The organism is Streptomyces spirodelae (assembly GCF_017676385.1).
GTDB lineage: Bacteria > Actinomycetota > Actinomycetes > Streptomycetales > Streptomycetaceae > Streptomyces > Streptomyces spirodelae.
The window spans coordinates 78,333-96,170 of the sequence record NZ_JAFFZN010000005.1; the positions used below are offsets into that span (position 1 = coordinate 78,333).

A 17,838-nucleotide genomic window follows, 5' to 3' on the forward strand; every position below is an offset into this window, starting at 1 on the left:
CTCAGACCACCTCCTGTGCGCTGTCGTCGGCGCGCGCTGCGGCGAGGCGGACGGCGTCCATGATCTTCTCGTAGCCGGTGCAGCGGCACAGGTTGCCCGAGAGGGCCTCGCGGATGTCCGCGTCCGAGGGCTGCGGGTTGCGCTCGATCAGCTCGTCGGCCGCGACCAGCAGGCCGGGGGTGCAGAAGCCGCACTGCACGGCGCCGGCGTCGATGAACGCCTGCTGGACCGGTGCCAGGTCACCGCTGCCGCCCGCCGGCGCGGAGCCGTCGCGCTCCCTCGCGTACTCGGCCAGGCCCTCGACGGTGACGACCTCACGGCCCTCGGCCTGGCCCGCGGCCACCAGGCAGGCACAGACCGACTCGCCGTCCAGCCGGACCGTGCACGAGCCGCACTCACCCTGTTCGCAGGCGTTCTTGGAGCCGGGGAGTCCCATCCGTTCGCGCAGCACGTACAGCAGGGACTCGCCCTCCCACACGTCGTCGGCCTCGTGCCGCCGTCCGTTGACGGTGAATGTCACGCGCATCGGGCGCCTCCCTCGGTGGTGCGGCCGTTTCCGCCGGCCCGGTAGCTCTCCCAGATCCAGCCCAGGGTGCGGCGGGCCATGACTCCCACGGCGCGGCGGCGGTAGGTGGCGCTGCCCCGTACATCGTCGATCGGGTTGCAGGCGCCTGAGCACAGCTGGGCGAACTCGCGCGCGACGGAGGGCGGGATCGTCCTGCCGTTGTCCCAGAAGCCGCCGTCCTCCAGGGCCGCGTTCAGGAAGTCCTCGGCGGCGCGGGCCCGCAGCGGGGTCGGGGCCGCCGAGCCGACGCCGGTTTGTACGGTGCGGGTTCCGGGGTGCAGCGCTATGCCGAAGGCGCACACGGCGATGACCATGGCGTTGCGGGTGCCGACCTTCGAGAACTGCTGCGGCCCGTCGGCCTTCCTGATGTGGACCCACTTGATCAGTTCGTCCTCGGCGAGCGCGTTGCGCTTCACACCGGTGTAGAAGTCCTCCACGGGGATGGACCGGATGCCCCGCACCGACTCCACCTCCACCTCGGCGCCCGCTGCGAGCAGCGCGGGGTGCGAGTCCCCTGCGGGGGAGGCGGCGCCGAGGTTGCCGCCGACGCTGCCCCGGTTGCGGATCTGCGGGGAGCCGACGGTGTGCGAAGCCAGTGCGAGGCCCGGCAGCACAGGGGCCAGCTCATCGATGATCTTCGAATAGGAGACGGAGGCACCGAGCCGGACGGTCCCGTCACCGACCTCCCACTCGTGCAGCTCGGGGACCCGGTTCAGATCCATGAGGTGCGTGGGGCGGCGGTGATCGAAGTTGATCTCGACCATGACGTCGGTGCCGCCCGCGATGGGCACGGCTGAGGGGTGCTCCGCCTTCGCGGCGAGCGCCTCCTCCCAACTGGCCGGGCGCAGGAACTCCATGGTGTCTCTTCTCGGTGTACTGGCGGGGGTGCTGAGACGAGTGCCGCCTCGGGGGTCCTGTACTGGTGTGCGATCCGGAGTGGTGCGATGGAGTGGGAGGTGGTCGTGGGGGGACGCGGTCAGTACACCGACAGGTACCCGCTCCGGTGCAGTCACCGAAAACATGAAGCGTTTGGCTGGTCGGCCATCCGGTCTTGTAGATTCAAACGAAAGCCGGGAACAGGTAACCTCACGGCTTCCTTACGGTCACACGCCCGTGGCAAGGCCACGGTCACCCCGCGGCACGGCCGTGACCTCAGCACCAACCAGCACATCACGACACACGAACGGCAGGCGACGAGACGATGCGGCTGCGCGCGCTCCTGGAGAACGACTCGCTGGGCCTCGGGCTGCTCGGCGGCGAGGACGAGCTGGACCGGACGGTGCGCGGCGTCATGACCACCGACCTGCGCGACCCCAGCCGCTATCTGTCCGGCGGCGAGCTGGTGCTGACCGGACTGGCCTGGCGGCGCTCCCCCGAGGACTCCGAGCCCTTCGTCCAGATCCTGGCCACGGCCGGTGTCGCGGGCCTCGCCGCGGGTGAGGCCGAGCTCGGCCCCGTCCCCCAGGACCTGGTGGACGCCTGCGCCCGGCACCGGCTGCCGCTGTTCTCCGTCACCGAGTCCGTCGCTTTCGCCACCATCACCGAGCACGTCGTCCGCCAGGTCTCCACCGAGCGCGCCGGCGACCTGGCCGCCGTCGTGGACCGGCACCGCCGCCTGATGTCCTCCGGCCCGGCCGGCGGGGGCCCCGACGTGGTGCTCGACCTGCTCGGCTCGGACCTCGACCTGGCCGCCTGGGTGCTCTCCCCCACCGGCCGCCAGATCGCGGGGCCCAGCCAGGGCCCCGAGCTGCCGCACCCCACCGCGGCCCGGCTGGCGGGTGCCCATATGGCCGCCGTACGCGCCGGACGGCGCAGCCCGCACCGGACCACCGACGAGGGCGTGGCCTACTCCCTGTTCCCCGTCAGCCGCGCCACCGGCGACCCGCGCCGCACCGTCCTGTCCGACTGGCTGCTGGCCGTGGCCGCCGACACCGGCGACTGGCCCGCCGAACGCCTCGACCTGCTGCACGGCGTCACCCAGCTGATCGCCGTCGAGCGCGACAGACGGGATGCCGCCCGCACCGTGCGGCGCCGGCTCGCCCAGGAGGTGCTGGAGCTGGTGCAGACCGGCGCGCCGCCCTCCGAGATCGCCGCACGGCTGCGGGTGGCGGCCCCGGTGCTGCTGCCCGGCCAGGGTGCCGACCCCGCCTGGCAGGTGATCGTCGCCCGCGTCGAATGGGACGAGTCGGACCCGGCGCGCGCCCTGGACGGCGGGTCGATCGCCCAGTCGCTGCTGGAAGAGCTGCTGGTCGACCCGCGTACGACCGGTCCTGACGGCTCGGACCGGATCGCCGTCGCACAGGTGGACGGCGAGGCGATCGCACTGGTGCCGCTCACCGGCGAGGAGCCGGCCGGGCCCGAGGGCACGCACGGCCTCCAGCGCACCGAGGGCTCCCAGCACGGCGCCGGGGAGAGCGCCGGGCGCGGCACGGCTCCGGCCGGGGAGGAGCCCGCCGGGCTCACCGGCGCACCCGGCGGCGAGGGGCTGCACGCCGACTCGCTGCTTGCCGAGGTCAGCGAGCCGCTGGGGCGCGCCCTTGCCGACGACGGCAGGCTCACGCTCGGCGTGAGCGCCGCCGTGCACTCCGCCGAGGGCCTGCGGGGCGCACTGGAGGAGGCCAGGCACGCCCGCCGGGTGGCGGCGGCACGCGCGGGCGCGGTCCGCGCCGCGGGCCACGAGGAGCTGGCCTCGCATGTGCTGCTGCTGCCGTTCGTGCCGGACGACGTGCGCCGCGCCTTCACAGCGCGGCTGCTGGACCCGTTGCGCGAGTACGACCGCAAGCACCGCGCCGAACTGGTGCCCACCCTGGAGGCGTTCCTCTCCTCGGACGGCTCCTGGACCCGCTGTGCGGGCCGCCTCCACCTGCATGTCAACACGCTCCGCTACCGCGTCAGCCGCATCGAACAGCTCACCGGCCGGGACCTGTCCCGCCTTGAGGACAAGCTCGACTTCTTCCTGGCGCTGCGGATGAGCTGAGGGGCGGATGAGCTGAGGGGCGGAACCGACAGGCGGGGACTCCCTCTTACCGGACAGCCCGGGGCCGTCGCAGATACGCGAGGACGGCCAGCACCCGACGGTGGTCGTCCGGCGCGGGCGGCAGATCGAGCTTGGTCAGAATGGAGCGGACGTGCTTGACGACCGCCGCCTCGCTGATGACCAGCGCGCGGGCGATGCCCCCGTTGGAGCGGCCTTCCGCCATGGCGGCCAGCACCTCGCGCTCCCGGGGCGTCAGCCGCCGCAGTTCGGCGGGTTCCCGGTCCCGGGCCAGCAGCCGCCGGACCACCTCGGGGTCGATGGCGGTGCCGCCCGCCGCCACCCGCTCCAGCGCCTCGGTGAACTCCGCGACGTCACCCACCCGGTCCTTGAGCAGATAGCCGACCCCGTCGCCGGTGGCCAGCAGCTCGGCCGCGTAGGAGTTCTCCACGTACTGCGACAGCACCAGGATCGGCAACGCCGGGCGCTCGGCACGGAGTTGGAGCGCGGCACGCAGCCCCTCGTCACGCAGCCCAGGCGGCATCCGGACATCCGTGACGACGCAGTCCGGCGCGTGCTCGGCCACCGCCTCCAGCAGCGCGGGCGCGTCACCGACTCCCGCGCAGACCTCGTGGCCGAAGCGCGCGAGGATCTGGCTCAGCCCCTCGCGCAGCAGTACGGAATCCTCCGCGATCACCAGTCGCACTTCTGCTCCCCCGCCCGGTCCCCCGGTCCCGTGGCTCTCATGCCGTCCCCCGCCCATCCTGCCCGTCGGTCCACGGCAGCTCTATGCGCACCACCGTAGGGCCGCCTGGCGGACTGGAGAGCCGCAGCCTTCCACCGTGCACCGCCAGCCGGTCGGCGAGCCCCGTCAGCCCGGTGCCGCCGTCCGGGTCGGCGCCGCCCCGCCCGTCGTCGCGGACCTCCACCGTCAGCTCCTCGCCGCCGCGTACCGTCACCGCCGCGTACGAGGCACCGCTGTGCTTGGCCGCGTTGGTGAGCGCCTCAGCGACGGCGAAGTACGCGGCGACCTCCAGCGCCTCGGCAGGCCGCCGGGCACCGAGCCCGTCCGCCACCCGCACGGGGAGGGCCGAGCGTTCGGCCAGGGCTTCGACCGCGGCACCCAGGCCCCGGTCGGTGAGCACGGACGGGTGGATTCCGCGCACCAGGTCCCGCAGTTCGGCCAGGACGGCACGGGCCTCGTCCTGCGCCCTGGCCACCAGCGCCGGATCGGCGTCCAGCTTGGCAAGTCCGAGCGTCATGATCAGCCCTGTTAGCCGCTGCTGGGCGCCGTCGTGCAGATCGCGTTCGATACGGCGGCGCTCGACCTCGAAGGCGTCGGCCAGCCGGGCGCGGGACGCGGTCACCTCCGTCAGCCGCGCGTCCAGCTCCTTCTCGCGGCGCGGCCCCACCAGCACGGCCCGCGCGAGCGTGGCCCGCGCTCCGGCCAGCGCCGCGAACAGATAGCAGGCGAGCGCGGCGAAGACCGGCGTCAGCAGGAGCCACGGCAGTACCTGCGCCGCCTCGGTCAGCACGATGCCCTCGCCGTACATCACCTGGTCCCCGCCCACCACGGTGAACAGCGCGAACGGCTGGCTGGCGACCAGGCCCAGCCCCACCACGGCCACCAGCAGGTCGAGCACCGAGAGCACCGCGTTGGGCACGGCGAAACCCAATTCCACCCAGGTCGCGGGCGACTTGGTGCGCCGCCACAGCCTGCGCAGCGCCCGCCGCGCGGCGTTGCCGCCCGCACCCGGTTCGTCGCGGGCCGCTTCGGACGCGTCCTGGTGCGGCGACGGCGCGTCCCGCCGGTCGAGCCAGCGCAGCCGCCGCCGCTCCAGCCCGGCGAGCCCCGCCGCTGACGCCGGTACGCACAGCAGCGCGACCACACCGATCCCGGTGGGCAGCAGCACAATCCCCACCAACACGAGGCCCACGGCCAGGAACAGCCAGCCGAGCCCGAGCACCCCGCCCGCCAGCAGATAGCCCAGTGCGCGCAGCGGCCACAGCGACCCGAGAAAACCCGTGGGCCCGCCCGCCAGTGCCTGCCACACACTTCCGGCATCCGCGACCGGGGCCTCCGCCGCCCTCGTAGCCACCCGCGTATCGCTGCTCACCACGTCTCGACCGTATGGGACAGCAGCGAGCGCAGCCGACGGGCGGTGGCGTCCCAGCTCCACTCGGCCCCGGCCCAGGCGCGGCCCCTGGCGCCCATCGCGGCGGCTGTCCGGGGAGCGCCGAGCAGCCCGATGAGCTTGTCGGCGACGGCGTCGACATCGCGCCCGTCGACCACGTGGCCGCTCTCCCCGTCCAGTACGGCCTCGGGTGCGCCGCCCGACTTCCCCGTCAGCACGGGGAGTCCGGCGGCCGCGGCCTCCAGACAGACGATGCCGAGCCCCTCGGCCTCCAGCCCCAGGCGGCGGGTGCGGCAGGGCATGGCGAAGACGTCGGCTGCCGCGTAGCAGGGCGGAAGCTCCTCGTGCGCCCGGGAACCGGCGAAGACGACCGCGCCTTCGGGCAGCCCCGGCAGCCGCCGCACCATCCGGCGCAGCGCCCGCTCGCGGGGGCCTGAGCCGACGATCAGCAGGGTGGCTCCCGGCACGGCGGCCCGCACCCGGGGCATGGCGCGGATCAGGGTGTCCTGTCCCTTGCGGCGGACGAGCCGCGAGACGGTGAGGATCAACGGCCCCTCGCCCACGCCCAGTTCCCGCCGTGTCTCCCGCGCCCGGTCCCGGCCGCGCGGCCGGAAGAGCGCCGCGTCGACACCGGGCACCAGGCGGGCCGCTCGGGCCCGGGGCCCGAACGCGCCTGCCGTACGGGCCCGGGAGTACGCGGTGAGGTGGGTGACCACCCCGGCGGTGTCGCCGATCCGGCGCAGCAGCTGCCGGGTGCCGGGCAGCGCGGCCCACCACATCTCGTGCCCGTGCATGGTGGCCACCGAGGGGAGTCCGAGCCGTCCCGCGAGCAGTCCCAGGGGGGCGGCCGCGCCGAACCACACCCGGTCGCACCCGTAGCGGAAGGCCAGCGCCCGGGCCGTCCGCGCCACCCGCGGTGTCGGCAGCAGCGTGCGGACCCGCTCCCGTACGACGGGGAACGGCTGGGCCGCGTCGAAGGCGTCCGAGCCGGGCTGGGCCGCCGTGTAGACGACGACCTCATCGGGTGGGAACCGGCGTGCGACCTCGTGGACGAACGTCTCGATGCCGCCCCGGCGCGGCGGGTAGTCGTTCGTCACGATCAGCGTGCGGCCCGGTCGGGGACACGGCTGTTCCCGGCGGGGTGCGGGACGGCTGTCCGGCGCCGCTGCGCCCGGCAGGGGTCGGTCCGGCTGATTCGTCTCGTCGGGTATCCGGTCGGGTATCCGGTCGGTTCTCTCGTCGGGCATCGAGGGTCCTCCAGTGCGCCCACAGGGCGAGTACGGCGGGGTGGACGGCGTGGCCGAAGCGGGAAGCGGGTAGCAGCGCCATGGCCAGCAGCAGCCCCAGCGCGAGCCGGAGAGCGGCCCGGCTCGCGTCCCTGGGCGGCCGCAGCAGCAGCGAGGCGGCTGTCAGCAGGGCGGCGAGCACCAGTGCGGCGACGGCGCACAGGTGCCCGGCCGGGCCGAGGCCGGCGAGCAGCGTGCCCGGCAAGGGGGATGCCGCAGGGGAGGCGGCCTCCGCCATGCCGAGCGGAAAGCGGACCGCGTTGGCCATCAGGCCGGGTCCGTCGGCCAGCGCGGGCAGCACCAGTCCGGCCGCCAGGGGCGGCGCCGCACCGACGAGGAGCCGCAGCACCGCGAGGCGCCCACCGCGTGCTGCGAGGAGTGCCAGGGCAACCGCGAGCGCGGGCCAGGCCGTCGCCTTGAGGGTGCAGGCAGCGCCGATGACGAGACCGGCGGACATCGCGTACCGCGCGGGGCTGCGGCCCGACGACGGCGGCCAGGGGCACCCCAGTGCCAGCCCGAGGCAGACGAGGCCGAGCACCGGCAGGTCGTCCCCGCCGACCGCCATGGGCAGCGCGATCAACGGCGAAGCGGTCAGCAGCAGCGTACGGCGGCCGACGGACCGGGCTCCGGCGATCCGGAGGCTGAGGGCGAACGTGAGCAAGAAGACAGCGGCGAAACAGAACCGCGCGTCCAGACCGATGAGTTGATGCGGTACGCCGAAGACGGCCATGCCGGGCAGATAGGGGTTGTAGGCCGCGTAGTCGGCGCCGGCGAGTCGGCCGGGGCTCTGATAGGGCGTGCCTTCGGCCAGCAGGCGGGCGGCGGCGCGGTGTACGACGTGCACCTCTTCCTGGGCGCTGTGTGTGAACGCGAGCACGAGCAGCGGCACCAGGGCCGCCGACCCGCAGCACAGGTACGTGGCTGTGCGGGTCAGCGGCGTGCAGCGGGGTGACGGCGTGCGGCGAAGTGGCGGCGGACCGGACCGGCACGCCGCGCCCGGCGCCGGGCCGCAGCGGGAGAGCCGGGTGCGCCAGGTGCGGCGGAAGCGCCGGAAGCGCCGGAAGCGCCGGGCACGTCGGGTGGCGGCCAGCGAGGCGAGCGCGGCAGCGGCGTATCCGCACGCGGCGAACGCGCCCCACACCCGGTGTGGTGGCAGCGTGGTCACCGCGGCGGTGAGAGCGGCGAAGACAGCGCATCCGGCCCACAGGGCGGGGACCGCGTATACGGCATGACGTGCGGCTGTGGTGTTCACCCAGCCAGCGAACCGCTCTTCGCCGCGAAGATCGCCACAGTTGGCTGCCGACTTGGGGTAGAGCTGGCTCTACCCCGTGCTCTGCCCCTCGCGCTGCCGCTCGAGCTCCGTCCGGCCCCGGTCAGGGCCCCGCCGCTGCCCCCTCCGGGCTCCGTGCTGCCCTTTTCCGGCCCTCTGGCCCTCGCTTCCGGCCCCTCTCCGAGCCTTGCCCTCTACTTGGCACTCCGTGGTCGCCGGTAAAACTTTGTGAACTGATTCACACCAGCCTCTTGGCCGGGCGGCTCCACCCGTGCTGTGATGCGATCACATCCGGCTCGACGGCGCGCTTGGGGAGGGCACTGTGGCGGACACCGCCATGTCACGTTCGGAAAGGCTGGATCCCGCAGGCACCACAGACCCCATAGGACCCACGGAGCGCGAGGGGCGCCCACCTGCGATGGGTCCTGACACCCCCTTGGGCCGGGCCGTGTGGCGACTGCGCTCACGCGGCTGCTGGGAGGACGCGGCTGCGCTGCTGGAGCCGTACGCCCACGAGTACCCGCAGGCGGCGCTCGGCCGAGCCGCGCTCTTCGTCGAACGGTGCATGTACACGGCGGACGACTGGGCGGCGGCCGAGGACGCGCTGCGCGTCGCCGAGGCGGTCGCGCAGGTGGACGACGACCGCGGCGCCGCGGCCTGCGAACGCGGCCAACTCGCCTACGCGGCCACCGTACTGGGCGTACGCGACCGCACCGACGAGGCGCGGGCCGCGCTCGGCCGGGCCGCGGCGCTGCTGGAGCCCAACGCACCGGGCCGCGCCATGCTGGACTTCCGGCGCGGGCTGCTGGCGGAGAACCTGAGCGAGACCCCGGAGTCGGCGCGGGCCGCGTACCGCAGGGCGCACGCGGGCGCGACCGCACGCGGTGACCTGCTGCTGTGCTCCTCGACCTGGCGGCATCTGGCCGGGCTCGCGGCGCGCGAGGGCGAACTGGCCGAGGCGCGCCACGGCTTCGCCGAGTCGCTGCGGCTGCGCGAGGAGCTGGGGTTCCTGGTCGGTATGGCGCCCGCGCTCGCCTCGCTCGCCGACGTACAGTCGGCGCCGGAGGCGACCCGGCTGCGCCGGGAGGCGGGGCGGCTGTTCCGGCTGCTGGGCGGGGTGCCCACCTGGCTCGCGGGCCGGCTGCCCGACGCGCCCGAGAGCGAGGCGCACACCGGCGGAGCCGAGAGCGAGGCCACCGCGGACGCCGCCGCTGAGGGGGCGTCACCGAACGAGGGGTGACGCGGCGGCCGACGCTTCGGCCTCACGAGCCGTCGGCCGCCCATTCCGAGCGACCGTGTACCGGCCGCCACAAGGGGGTCGCTCGCAGGTCAGAAGTGGCCGCGTACCAGGCGCTCGACCGCGGGGAGGTCCTGGTCCGTCAGCGCGTCCAGCAGTGCGAGGTGGTCGGCGGCCTCGGCCAGCAGATCGGTGGTGCGGGGTGCGGGCGAGGCGCGCAGGGCCGACAGATGCGCCCGCCGCTGTACGTCCTCGGCCACCGCGACCAGTTGCCGGTTGCCGGTCAGCTCCAGCACGCCCCGGTGAAAGGCGCGGTCGGTCTCGGCGTACGCGGTGCGGTCCCCGCACGCCGCCGCCCGCAGGGTGTCCTCGGCCAGCGGCCGCAGGCGGGTCCAGCGCTCCGCGGGCTGGGACCGGGCGAGCGCCAGTACGGCCGGCACTTCCAGCAGGGCCCGGATCTCGGAGAGTTCCGCGAGGTCGCGGGGGCTGTACCGGGCCACGCGAAAGCCCCTGTTGGGCACCGTCTCGACGGCGCCCTCGCTCGCCAGGAGCTGCATCGCCTCCCGTACGGGTGTGGCCGAGACGCCGAAGCGCTCCGCGAGAGCCGGTGCGGAGTAGACCTCGCCAGGGACGAGTTCGCCGGAGAGCAGCGCGTCGCGCAGGGCTTCCAGGATCTGGTCGCGCACGGAGTGCCGCTGTGGCACCACCTTCGGGGGCGCCGGCTCGCTGTGGGTGTGCTCGCCGCGGGTGGCAGGCTCCGGCTCCCGTCCGGTACTCGCTTCGAGCGACGCGAAGGGGACCGCGTCCGGCACGCTCTCGGGCCACACGGCTGTCGGCGAGACGGCTGTCGGTGCGACGGCGGTCCGTGAGACGGCTGTCGGCGCCGTGGCCGACCGCGCTCGGCTCTGCTCCATATGGCCCCCAGCACTCTCCGTACGTCATCACCAGTGCAGGCTGCCGTGCACCCTAGGCCGACGCGACACGAGATCAAACCTCGGGCACAATCCGTTAAGGTAAGGCTTACCTGCTAACGATCGTCGATTCGGTGGTCCTCATGGCCGTGCCCACCCTCGCCCGCGTAGCCCCTGACGTCTCCCCTTTCCGTGCGGCGTACGCGCGGCTGACCGAGGTGTTCCCCTCGCTGCGTGTGACCGAGACCACGGCCGGTGAGCCCCTGCCCGGGGGCGCGGGCTGGGTCCGCGCGAGCACCCTGGCGGCCGGCGGCGAGGCGCTCGACTCGTTCCTGGCCTGGGACGAGGAGCAGATTCTGCGCGACTACGGGCAGCCGGGCCGCCCGGAGGTCATCGCCAGCTTCGGGCTGCACCGTTACGCCTGGCCCGTCTGCCTGCTCGTGACCATCCCCTGGTTCCTGCAGCGGCGGGTACCGAGGCTGCCCGTCGATGCGGTGACCTTCCAGCGGTCGCTGGGCCGGCTGGCGGTCCGTATCGAAGAGTTCGCGTGCCTGCCCGACGACCCGGCGGCAACTGCGCCCGGGGCCCGGGTGGTGTCCGGCGAGGAGGCCCTGCGCGCCGAGGTGCGGAGCGCTGTGGCGGCCCATCTGGCCCCCGTGCTGGAGGGGTTCAGGCCGCGGATGCGGCGCGGTTCGCGGGCGCTGTGGGGGATGGCCACCGACGAGATCACCGAAGGGCTCTGGTATCTGGGCCATCTGCTGGGCGAGGAACCGCGCGCGAAGGCGGAGGCCGAACTCCTGCTCCCCGGCTCGCTGAAACCGTTCGCCCAGCCGGCGGGCTTCCGCCGGCTGACAGCGCCCGACGGCGCCGCGCTGACCACCCGTGACCGGGCGAGCTGCTGCCTCTTCTACACCCTCCGACCCGAGGACACCTGTGTCACCTGCCCCCGTACGTGCGACGCCGAACGTATCGAGCGGATGACCGGCACCCGCTGAGAAGTTCGACCCCACGCACCTCTGTCGGCCCTCGGTGCCCCCCTTTTGGCGTTCTCTTGCCCTGAAACCCCCCATAGGGGTACCGCGCTGCCGTAAAGATTCTCGGCAACACGAAGCAAGCCAGAGCGCGAGCGCGGCACCGCCCCGCGCACGTACGGGCCCGTACGCGGCGTCCGTGATGTGCGCGCCCCGGTACCGCGCGGCAAGGGGCACACCCGATGAGACTGACCGACATATCGCTGAACTGGGTGCTGCCGAGCGCCGTACTGCTCGTCGGCACTCTGACCGCGGTGCTCGTGATGGCACGTTCGCGCCGCCACGGCTCCTCCGCCGAGAGCGGTGCCTCAGCCGGGGACGATGCGGCCACGGCCCAGGGCGGGCACGGAGAGCCCGACTCCTGGGAGCGCATGGAGGAGCGGCGCCGCCGGAAGGAGACCCTCTACGCGACAGCCGCGTATCTGCTCCTGTTCTGCTGCGCCGCCGTGGCCGCCGCACTCTCCTTCCACGGACTGGTCGGCTTCGGCAGGCAGAACCTGGGGCTGAGCGGCGGCTGGGAGTACCTGGTCCCGTTCGGGCTGGACGGGGCCGCGATGTTCTCCGCGATGATCGCCGTACGCGAGGCCAGCCACGGTGACGCCTCGCTGGGATCGCGGCTGCTGGTGTGGATCTTCGCGGGCGCAGCGGCGTGGTTCAACTGGGTGCACGCGCCGCGCGGGGTCGGCCACGACGGCGCCCCGCAGTTCTTCGCCGGCATGTCCCTCTCGGCGGCGATCCTGTTCGACCGCGCGCTCAAGCAGACCCGCCGCGCCGCACTGCGCGACCAGGGCCTGGTGCCCAGGCCGCTGCCGCAGATCCGTATCGTCCGCTGGCTGCGGGCTCCCCGCGAGACGTTCGGGGCATGGTCGCTGATGCTCCTGGAGGGCGTGCGGACGCTGGACGAGGCCGTCGACGAGGTACGCGACGACCGGCGCAGGCGTGAGCAGGAGCGGCTCCGCCGCAAGGACCAGGAGCGCCTGGACCGGGCCCGGGTCAAGGCCATCAACCGGCAGCACCGGCGCTGGAGCCGGGGCCGCGGCCAGCCGGGACCCCATGTGGAGGTCGAGATCGGCAGCCCCGCGACGGCGGCCTCGCCGCCCGCTTCCCCGGCTGCCTCGCCGGTCCCCGGCGAGCGCCCCACCGACCTGCCCGCGGTGAGCGCCGCGCCCGTGCCGCGCAGCAGACCCGCTCTGCAGGCCGTGGGGGACGACAGCGCCGCTGCCCGCGGTGATCTGGGCCGGGAGGGGGAGGGGATCAGCGGTGAGAAGAACGCCGCCAGTCCCCGGCTCGACACGTTGGAGGAGAAACTGGCCCAGATCGAGCGCCAGTTCGGCTGACGGTACGGTCACGCCTCCGGCACCTCGGCGGGGGCGTGATCCGGGCGCCTCACCCGGTGGCGTTGGCGCGCCGTGCCGGGAAGGCGTGGGTGCGGGCCACCAGGACCACGGCCAGCATCGGCGCCATCAGCGCCAGCACGCTCCACGGGAAGGCTCCGGCGCCCAAGGCGTCCAGCAGGAGGCCGCCCACCACGCCGCCGCCCGCCATGGCCGCGTTCCACAGCGTGACGAGCATCGCCTGCGCGGCGTCGGCGGACTCACCGCCCGCCTCTCCGACGGCCGTCTGGAGCAGCGTCGGTGCCCCTCCCCAGCCGAGTCCCCACGCGGCGACCGCGCCGTACACCAGCGGTGTGCTGTCGGCCGCCACCGCCAGCGCGGCTGCCGCGACGGCGACCAGGAGCGCGCCCCCGATCGTGAGGGCGCGCAGCCTGCGCCCGATGTGCGCGCCGACGAACCAGATACTGGCAAGGGACGCGGCGCCGAAGACCAGCAGGACGCGGTCGACCTGACCGCCCAGCCCCGCGTCGCCCAGGAAGGCCGCGATGTAGGTGTAGAGCACCGTATGGGCCAGCACATAGCCGAGCGTGACGAACAGCACGGGTGCCACCCCCGGTATCCGAAGGACGCGCAGCATGGGTGTCCGCGCCTCCGGGCGCTGCCCGGGCTGGTCGGGGACGGCGGCCGTGATCCAGGCGAGCAGTGCGGCGGTGAGCACCGTCATGGCCCAGAAGGCGACCCGCCAGCCCAGCGCCCTGCCCAGAAAGGTGCCGACGGGGACGCCCAGCGAGAGCGCCACCGGAATTCCCGCCATGGCGATGGCGATGGCCCGGCCGCCCAGGTGCGGGGGCACCAGGCGGCGCGCGTAGCCGGCCAGCAGCGCCCAGGCCAGCCCGGCGGCCACCCCGGCGACGAAGCGCGCCACCATGGTGAGGGTGTAGTCGGTGGAGACGGCCGTGACGGTGTTGGCCGCGGCGAAGCCCGCCATCGCCGTCAGCAGCAGCCGCTTGCGCCGCCACCCGGCGGTGAACGCCGTCAGCGGGATGGCTGTGAGAGCGGTGCCGACCGCGTAGACGGTGACCGTCTGGCCCATGGCGGACTCGCTGACGGTGAGATCCGCGCTCATCGCGGGCAGCAGTCCGGCGGGCAGGGTCTCGGTGAGGCTGGTGATGAAGACGGCGGTGGCCAGCGCCAGCAGGGCGGCGAGCGGCAGGCGCTGGCGGTCGCCGGCCCGGGGCGCGGGGGTTTCAGGGGAAGCCGGGGGCGTTGCCCCGGTCGCGGTGTGCGCTGCATGCGCGGTGTCGGTTCGCATGGCCGGTATGCTCGAACCCTCACATTGATGTGAAGGTCAAATCGAACCAGAACCAGAACCAGAAACAGAACCGGAACCGGAACCGGAACCGGGCTCCGAGCCGAACCCGGAACCGCAACCTAACCCGGCCGGTCAGATCGAGGGGCGCGGTATGCGAATCGGAGAACTCTCGGAGCGCACCGGAACGCCCAGGCGCCTGCTGCGCTACTACGAGGAACAGGGCCTCATCGTCGCCGACCGCCTGCCCAACGGCTACCGCGACTACGACGAGCGGTTCGTCGACCGTGTACTGCAGATCCGCGGACTGCTCGACGCCGGGCTCCCCACCCGGATCATCAAACAGATCCTGCCGTGCCTCGACAAGCCCAGGGTCATCCACTTCCAGGACGCCACCCCCGAGATGCTCGCCACCCTCGAGGACCAACTGGAGCGCATGACGGCACGCGTGGAGTGCCTGAGCCGCAACCGGGACGCCATCGCCGAGTACCTGGAGGCGGTACGCGCCACCCGGGCGCCGCAGGCGTGAGACTGCCGGTCAGCTCTCCCAGATGGTGACCGCCGTACGGTCCCCGTCAGAACCCTCACCACCGCGCCCCAACTCGTCGAGGTAGGCGCCGGGTCCGGGCAGTTCCCCTCCCGGGGGCGCCCAGCGGGCGGCGAGCCGGTCCGCGAGGGTCGGCTCGGCGTGCGGCTGCCCGGCAGGGGACAGCGCGGCACGTAGCGGCTCGGCCAGACCGGGACCGCACAGCAGCAGCACGTCACCGGGGTCCGCGGCGCAGGAGCGGAAGCGGAACGGCTCGGTTCGGGCGGGCTCGGGCGGTTGCGCGGGGGTGAACCCGTCCCGGGCCGCCGCGGCGCCGGCGGCCGGATCACGGCCGATCACCGAATCCCGCTCCGGCGGCCACAACATGGTGGCCGGAGGCCCGATGTCCTGCCAGGCGCCGCCGCGCAGCCTGAACAGCCCGCCCTCGCCGGTGCCGAACGCGACACGCGTACGGCAGCGGGGATCGGCGGGCAGCAGCAGGCACCGCAGGTCGGCGGTGTACCGGCCGGGCTCAAGACCCAGCGCCGCCGCCTTGGCGCGCAGCCTGCCGAAGGCGCGGTCCGTCAGCCGGTGCAGGCCCGGCTGGAGCTCGCTCCTGCGGTCCGCGCGCAGATCAGCCACGAGCCGCGCGCTGCTACGGCCCACGGCAGCCCCTACCGAGTGGCACACCTCGCGCGCGGCCCGGTGCCCGCCGGGTCCCGACCCGGCCCCTGCCGCCACCGCGGCCAGCAGCAACCCGTCCTCGCCCGCTCCGAACCGTACGACCAACAGCGCGTCCGTGCGCAACTCCCCTGCACGCCGCGCCGCTTCCCCGCGTACCGAAGCCGCCCGCAGCGCGGCGCGCCCGTACCGCGTCCCCTCCAGCACCGTGTCCGGCACCACCTCGGCCACCGAGCCGGGGTCGGTCATCGGCAGCACCCCCGCGGGCTCCGGGGCGACGGCGCCGGAAGGTCCTGGCTCCGCGCCGGAGGCGTCGGTCAGGGTGCGGCTCACCGAGCGGTAGCGCTCATCCAAGCTGTCCGAGGCCCGGGCCCGGCCCGTATCGGGAGCACGCGGGTCGTACAACTGCGCCCACCAGTCCCGGGGTTGCCCACCACCCTGTGCCCCCTGTCGGCTCATGGCCTCATTGTCCCCTCCTCCGGGTCGGTCCGGCACCGGTGGGGCAGGACCTAGGGCGGAAGGCGGGGACGGGGGTACGACCGGGTTCCGATGCGGGGCCGAGTGGGGGGTACGACACTGCCGGTATGACACAGGTGACACAGAATTCCGGTGCCGCTCCCGCCGGTTCCGGCGGCTGGGAGTTCTCCGCCGCCGAGCGGGAATTCCTGGCCTCCCAGCGGCTCGGGCGGCTGGCGACGGTGGATACGGCGGGGCAGCCGCAGAACAATCCGGTCGGGTTCTTCCCGCAGGACGACGGCACGGTCCTGGTGGGCGGCTACGCGCTCGGTACGACGAAGAAGTGGCGCAACCTGCTCACCCAGCCGCGTCTCTCGCTGGTCGTGGACGACATCGTCAGTCTCAAGCCGTGGCGGGTGCGCGGCGTGGAGATCCGGGGCGTGGCCGAGCTGCGCGAGGGGCCGCACGACCTGGGTCCGCACTTCAGTGACGAGCTGATCGTCATTCACCCGCGGAAGGTGCACAGTTGGGGGCTGGCGGAGGAGTGAGGCCCGTCGCGTACCACAGGTGGTGCAGCGCGTAGGAACGCCACGGGCGCCACTGGTCGGCGTCGCCGGGCGCGGCCCCGGTCAGTGCCAGTCCGTGCCGTACGCCCGCGTCGCCGGGCAGGAAGACGTCCGGGTCGCCCAAGGCGCGCATCCGCATGTAGCCGGCCGTCCACGGGCCGACTCCGGGCAGGGCCAGCAGTGCCCGTTCGGTCTCTTCCCGGTCGGCGCCCGGGTCGAGCACGACGGTGCCGTCCGCGAGGGCGGCCGCGACGGCCCGGATGGTGCGGCGGCGGGTCTCGGGCATGCCCAGCTCGGTCAGTGGTGCCTCGGCGAGCGCGTCGGGCGCGGGGAACAGGTGGGTGAGGGTGCCGGCGGGGGAAGCGAGCGGTTTGCCGTACGCGGCGACGAGCCTGCCGCCCAGCGTGCGCGCGGCACCGACGGTGACCTGCTGGCCGAGGACGGCGCGGATCGCCAGCTCGTGCGTGTCGGCGGCGCCGGGTGAGCGCAGCCCCGGTGTGCGGGCGGCCAACTCGCCCAGCGCCGTGCGGCCGCCGAGCCGCTCGACGACCGCGTACGGGTCGGCGTCCAGGTCGAAGAGGCGCCGTATGCGCTGCACGGCGGTCGTCAGGTCGCGCAGGTCACCCAGGTGCAGCCGGCATTCGAGCCAGCCCTTTCCGCTGCGCGCCGGGCACTCGTCGACCTCCGCGATGCCGGTGCTGTACGGCAGGTTCAGTGTGCGGCGGTAGGTGCGGCTGCCGGGTTCGCCCAGCACTTCCTCGACGCCCGGTATGACGCGGCGCTCGAGGAAGCCGAAGACCTGCTCGGTCGCGTACGCGCCCCGGTAGGCCAGCCGCAGCGGGACCCCGGCTGCGGCCCCGCCACCGTGCGTCGCCGCGTCCCGCACCTCGGGGCGGCCCGCCGGGCCGTGCCCGCCCCGCGCCGAGGCGGCGCGCAATGCGCTGGGCGTACGGGCGTAGATCTCGCGGACGGTGTCGTTGAACTGCCGTACGCTCGCGAATCCGGCCGCGAACGCGACCTGGGTGACGGGCAGCGGCGTCGTCTGGAGCAGCACACGCGCGGTGTGCGCCCGCTGCGCTCGGGCGAGCGCGACGGGACCCGCGCCGAGCTCCGCGGTCAGCTGGCGCTGCACCTGGCGTGGGCTGTACCCGAGGCGCTGGGCGAGTCCGGCGACGCCTTCGCGGTCCACGACCCCGTCGGAGATCATCCGCATCGCGCGGCCCACCAGGTCGGCGCGTACGTTCCACTCGGCGGAACCGGGCACCGCGTCCGGGCGGCACCGGCGGCAGGCACGGAAGCCGGCGGCCTGGGCGGCCGCCGCCGTGGGGTAGAAGCTGACGTTCTCCCGCTTCGGCGTCACGGCCGGGCAGCTGGGTCGGCAGTAGATCCCGGTGGTGCGTACGCCGAGGAAGAACACCCCGTCGAAGCGGGCGTCCCTGCTGCGTACGGCCTCGTACCTGCTGTCTTGTGTGGTCACGTTCCCCAGTGTGGGCAGTGCCCTGGGCAAGAGCTAGCGGAAATCGGACATGGCCGTCGGGACGCCCGTCGGGGGCGCGG

The 17,838-nt window shown here is 74.0% G+C and carries 16 protein-coding genes; 6 read left to right on the forward strand and 10 right to left on the reverse strand.

Annotated features, from left to right (window positions below; translation table 11 throughout):
* Window position 1 precedes the first annotated feature (1 nt).
* Complete coding sequence (locus tag JW592_RS07910) at window positions 2-526, reverse strand: (2Fe-2S)-binding protein (RefSeq protein ID WP_209264203.1); 525 nt, start codon at window positions 524-526, stop codon at window positions 2-4.
* Entirely contained in the window at window positions 517-1,422 is a 906-nt protein-coding gene (locus JW592_RS07915) for an FAD binding domain-containing protein (protein ID WP_209264204.1), read from the reverse strand. The genes JW592_RS07910 and JW592_RS07915 overlap by 10 nt, the downstream gene beginning before the upstream one ends.
* 344 nt (window positions 1,423-1,766) lie before the next feature.
* Here JW592_RS07915 and JW592_RS07920 point away from each other — a divergent pair, with 344 nt between their 5' ends.
* Entirely contained in the window at window positions 1,767-3,542 is a 1,776-nt protein-coding gene (locus tag JW592_RS07920; RefSeq protein WP_209264205.1) for a PucR family transcriptional regulator, read from the forward strand.
* A 46-nt stretch (window positions 3,543-3,588) separates the two neighbouring features.
* Here the strand turns inward: JW592_RS07920 and JW592_RS07925 are convergent, their stop codons facing one another.
* Genes JW592_RS07925 through JW592_RS32640 form a run of 4 tightly spaced genes read right to left on the reverse strand, consistent with a single transcriptional unit; the run spans window position 3,589 to window position 8,212 of the window.
* Entirely contained in the window at window positions 3,589-4,236 is a 648-nt protein-coding gene (locus tag JW592_RS07925) for a response regulator (protein WP_307805337.1), read from the reverse strand.
* A gap of 46 nt (window positions 4,237-4,282) precedes the next feature.
* Complete coding sequence (locus JW592_RS07930) at window positions 4,283-5,659, reverse strand: sensor histidine kinase (protein WP_307805325.1); 1,377 nt, start codon at window positions 5,657-5,659, stop codon at window positions 4,283-4,285.
* The gene (locus JW592_RS07935; protein WP_307805338.1) at window positions 5,653-6,774 is read right to left on the reverse strand and encodes a glycosyltransferase family 4 protein; all 1,122 of its coding nucleotides are present in this window, start codon (window positions 6,772-6,774) and stop codon (window positions 5,653-5,655) included. Before JW592_RS07935 ends, JW592_RS07930 begins: the two co-directional genes overlap by 7 nt.
* Window positions 6,692-8,212 (reverse strand): hypothetical protein, encoded by a 1,521-nt coding sequence (locus JW592_RS32640; protein ID WP_307805326.1) that lies wholly within the window; start codon window positions 8,210-8,212, stop codon window positions 6,692-6,694. The genes JW592_RS07935 and JW592_RS32640 overlap by 83 nt, the downstream gene beginning before the upstream one ends.
* Window positions 8,213-8,567: 355 nt before the next feature.
* On the opposite strand from JW592_RS32640, the gene JW592_RS07940 reads away from it, so the two are divergent.
* Entirely contained in the window at window positions 8,568-9,470 is a 903-nt protein-coding gene (locus JW592_RS07940; RefSeq protein ID WP_372446466.1) for a hypothetical protein, read from the forward strand.
* 89 nt (window positions 9,471-9,559) lie between these two features.
* Here JW592_RS07940 and JW592_RS07945 read toward each other — a convergent pair whose 3' ends face one another.
* Window positions 9,560-10,381 (reverse strand): GntR family transcriptional regulator, encoded by an 822-nt coding sequence (locus JW592_RS07945; RefSeq protein ID WP_209264208.1) that lies wholly within the window; start codon window positions 10,379-10,381, stop codon window positions 9,560-9,562.
* A 140-nt stretch (window positions 10,382-10,521) separates the two neighbouring features.
* Between JW592_RS07945 and JW592_RS07950 the strand changes: the two genes are divergently transcribed.
* Together JW592_RS07950 and JW592_RS07955 are read left to right on the forward strand one after the other, a co-directional pair.
* Complete coding sequence (locus JW592_RS07950) at window positions 10,522-11,373, forward strand: (2Fe-2S)-binding protein (RefSeq protein ID WP_209264209.1); 852 nt, start codon at window positions 10,522-10,524, stop codon at window positions 11,371-11,373.
* A 218-nt stretch (window positions 11,374-11,591) separates the two neighbouring features.
* Window positions 11,592-12,746: a DUF2637 domain-containing protein gene (locus JW592_RS07955; RefSeq protein WP_209264210.1), complete on the forward strand. Its 1,155-nt coding sequence runs from the start codon at window positions 11,592-11,594 to the stop codon at window positions 12,744-12,746.
* A 49-nt stretch (window positions 12,747-12,795) separates the two neighbouring features.
* On the opposite strand, the gene JW592_RS07960 is transcribed toward JW592_RS07955, so the two are convergent.
* Window positions 12,796-14,055, reverse strand: a complete 1,260-nt coding sequence (locus JW592_RS07960) for an MFS transporter (protein ID WP_209264211.1) — start codon at window positions 14,053-14,055, stop codon at window positions 12,796-12,798.
* A gap of 151 nt (window positions 14,056-14,206) precedes the next feature.
* Between JW592_RS07960 and JW592_RS07965 the strand changes: the two genes are divergently transcribed.
* A complete protein-coding gene (locus JW592_RS07965) occupies window positions 14,207-14,581 on the forward strand; it encodes a MerR family transcriptional regulator (protein ID WP_209264212.1) in 375 nt (124 codons plus the stop codon).
* A gap of 9 nt (window positions 14,582-14,590) precedes the next feature.
* On the opposite strand, the gene JW592_RS07970 is transcribed toward JW592_RS07965, so the two are convergent.
* The gene (locus JW592_RS07970; RefSeq protein WP_209264213.1) at window positions 14,591-15,718 is read right to left on the reverse strand and encodes a protein phosphatase 2C domain-containing protein; all 1,128 of its coding nucleotides are present in this window, start codon (window positions 15,716-15,718) and stop codon (window positions 14,591-14,593) included.
* Window positions 15,719-15,843: 125 nt separating this feature from the next.
* On the opposite strand from JW592_RS07970, the gene JW592_RS07975 reads away from it, so the two are divergent.
* A complete protein-coding gene (locus JW592_RS07975; protein WP_209264214.1) occupies window positions 15,844-16,263 on the forward strand; it encodes a PPOX class F420-dependent oxidoreductase in 420 nt (139 codons plus the stop codon).
* Here the strand turns inward: JW592_RS07975 and JW592_RS07980 are convergent.
* A complete protein-coding gene (locus JW592_RS07980; protein ID WP_209264215.1) occupies window positions 16,217-17,758 on the reverse strand; it encodes a DNA-3-methyladenine glycosylase 2 family protein in 1,542 nt (513 codons plus the stop codon). The two genes, JW592_RS07975 and JW592_RS07980, sit on opposite strands and share 47 nt — an antisense overlap.
* Between the last annotated feature and the right edge of the window lie 80 nt (window positions 17,759-17,838).

What these genes read in the sequence shown, in the direction of transcription:
- JW592_RS07910 (WP_209264203.1), bottom strand. Translation starts at nt 526, where the DNA reads ATGCGCGTGACATTCACCGTCAACGGACGGCGGCACGAGGCCGACGAC.
- JW592_RS07915 (WP_209264204.1), bottom strand. Translation starts at nt 1,422, where the DNA reads ATGGAGTTCCTGCGCCCGGCCAGTTGGGAGGAGGCGCTCGCCGCGAAG.
- JW592_RS07920 (WP_209264205.1), top strand. Translation starts at nt 1,767, where the DNA reads ATGCGGCTGCGCGCGCTCCTGGAGAACGACTCGCTGGGCCTCGGGCTG.
- JW592_RS07940 (WP_372446466.1), top strand. Translation starts at nt 8,568, where the DNA reads ATGTCACGTTCGGAAAGGCTGGATCCCGCAGGCACCACAGACCCCATA.
- JW592_RS07945 (WP_209264208.1), bottom strand. Translation starts at nt 10,381, where the DNA reads ATGGAGCAGAGCCGAGCGCGGTCGGCCACGGCGCCGACAGCCGTCTCA.
- JW592_RS07950 (WP_209264209.1), top strand. Translation starts at nt 10,522, where the DNA reads ATGGCCGTGCCCACCCTCGCCCGCGTAGCCCCTGACGTCTCCCCTTTC.
- JW592_RS07955 (WP_209264210.1), top strand. Translation starts at nt 11,592, where the DNA reads ATGAGACTGACCGACATATCGCTGAACTGGGTGCTGCCGAGCGCCGTA.
- JW592_RS07960 (WP_209264211.1), bottom strand. Translation starts at nt 14,055, where the DNA reads ATGCGAACCGACACCGCGCATGCAGCGCACACCGCGACCGGGGCAACG.
- JW592_RS07965 (WP_209264212.1), top strand. Translation starts at nt 14,207, where the DNA reads ATGCGAATCGGAGAACTCTCGGAGCGCACCGGAACGCCCAGGCGCCTG.
- JW592_RS07970 (WP_209264213.1), bottom strand. Translation starts at nt 15,718, where the DNA reads ATGAGCCGACAGGGGGCACAGGGTGGTGGGCAACCCCGGGACTGGTGG.
- JW592_RS07975 (WP_209264214.1), top strand. Translation starts at nt 15,844, where the DNA reads ATGACACAGGTGACACAGAATTCCGGTGCCGCTCCCGCCGGTTCCGGC.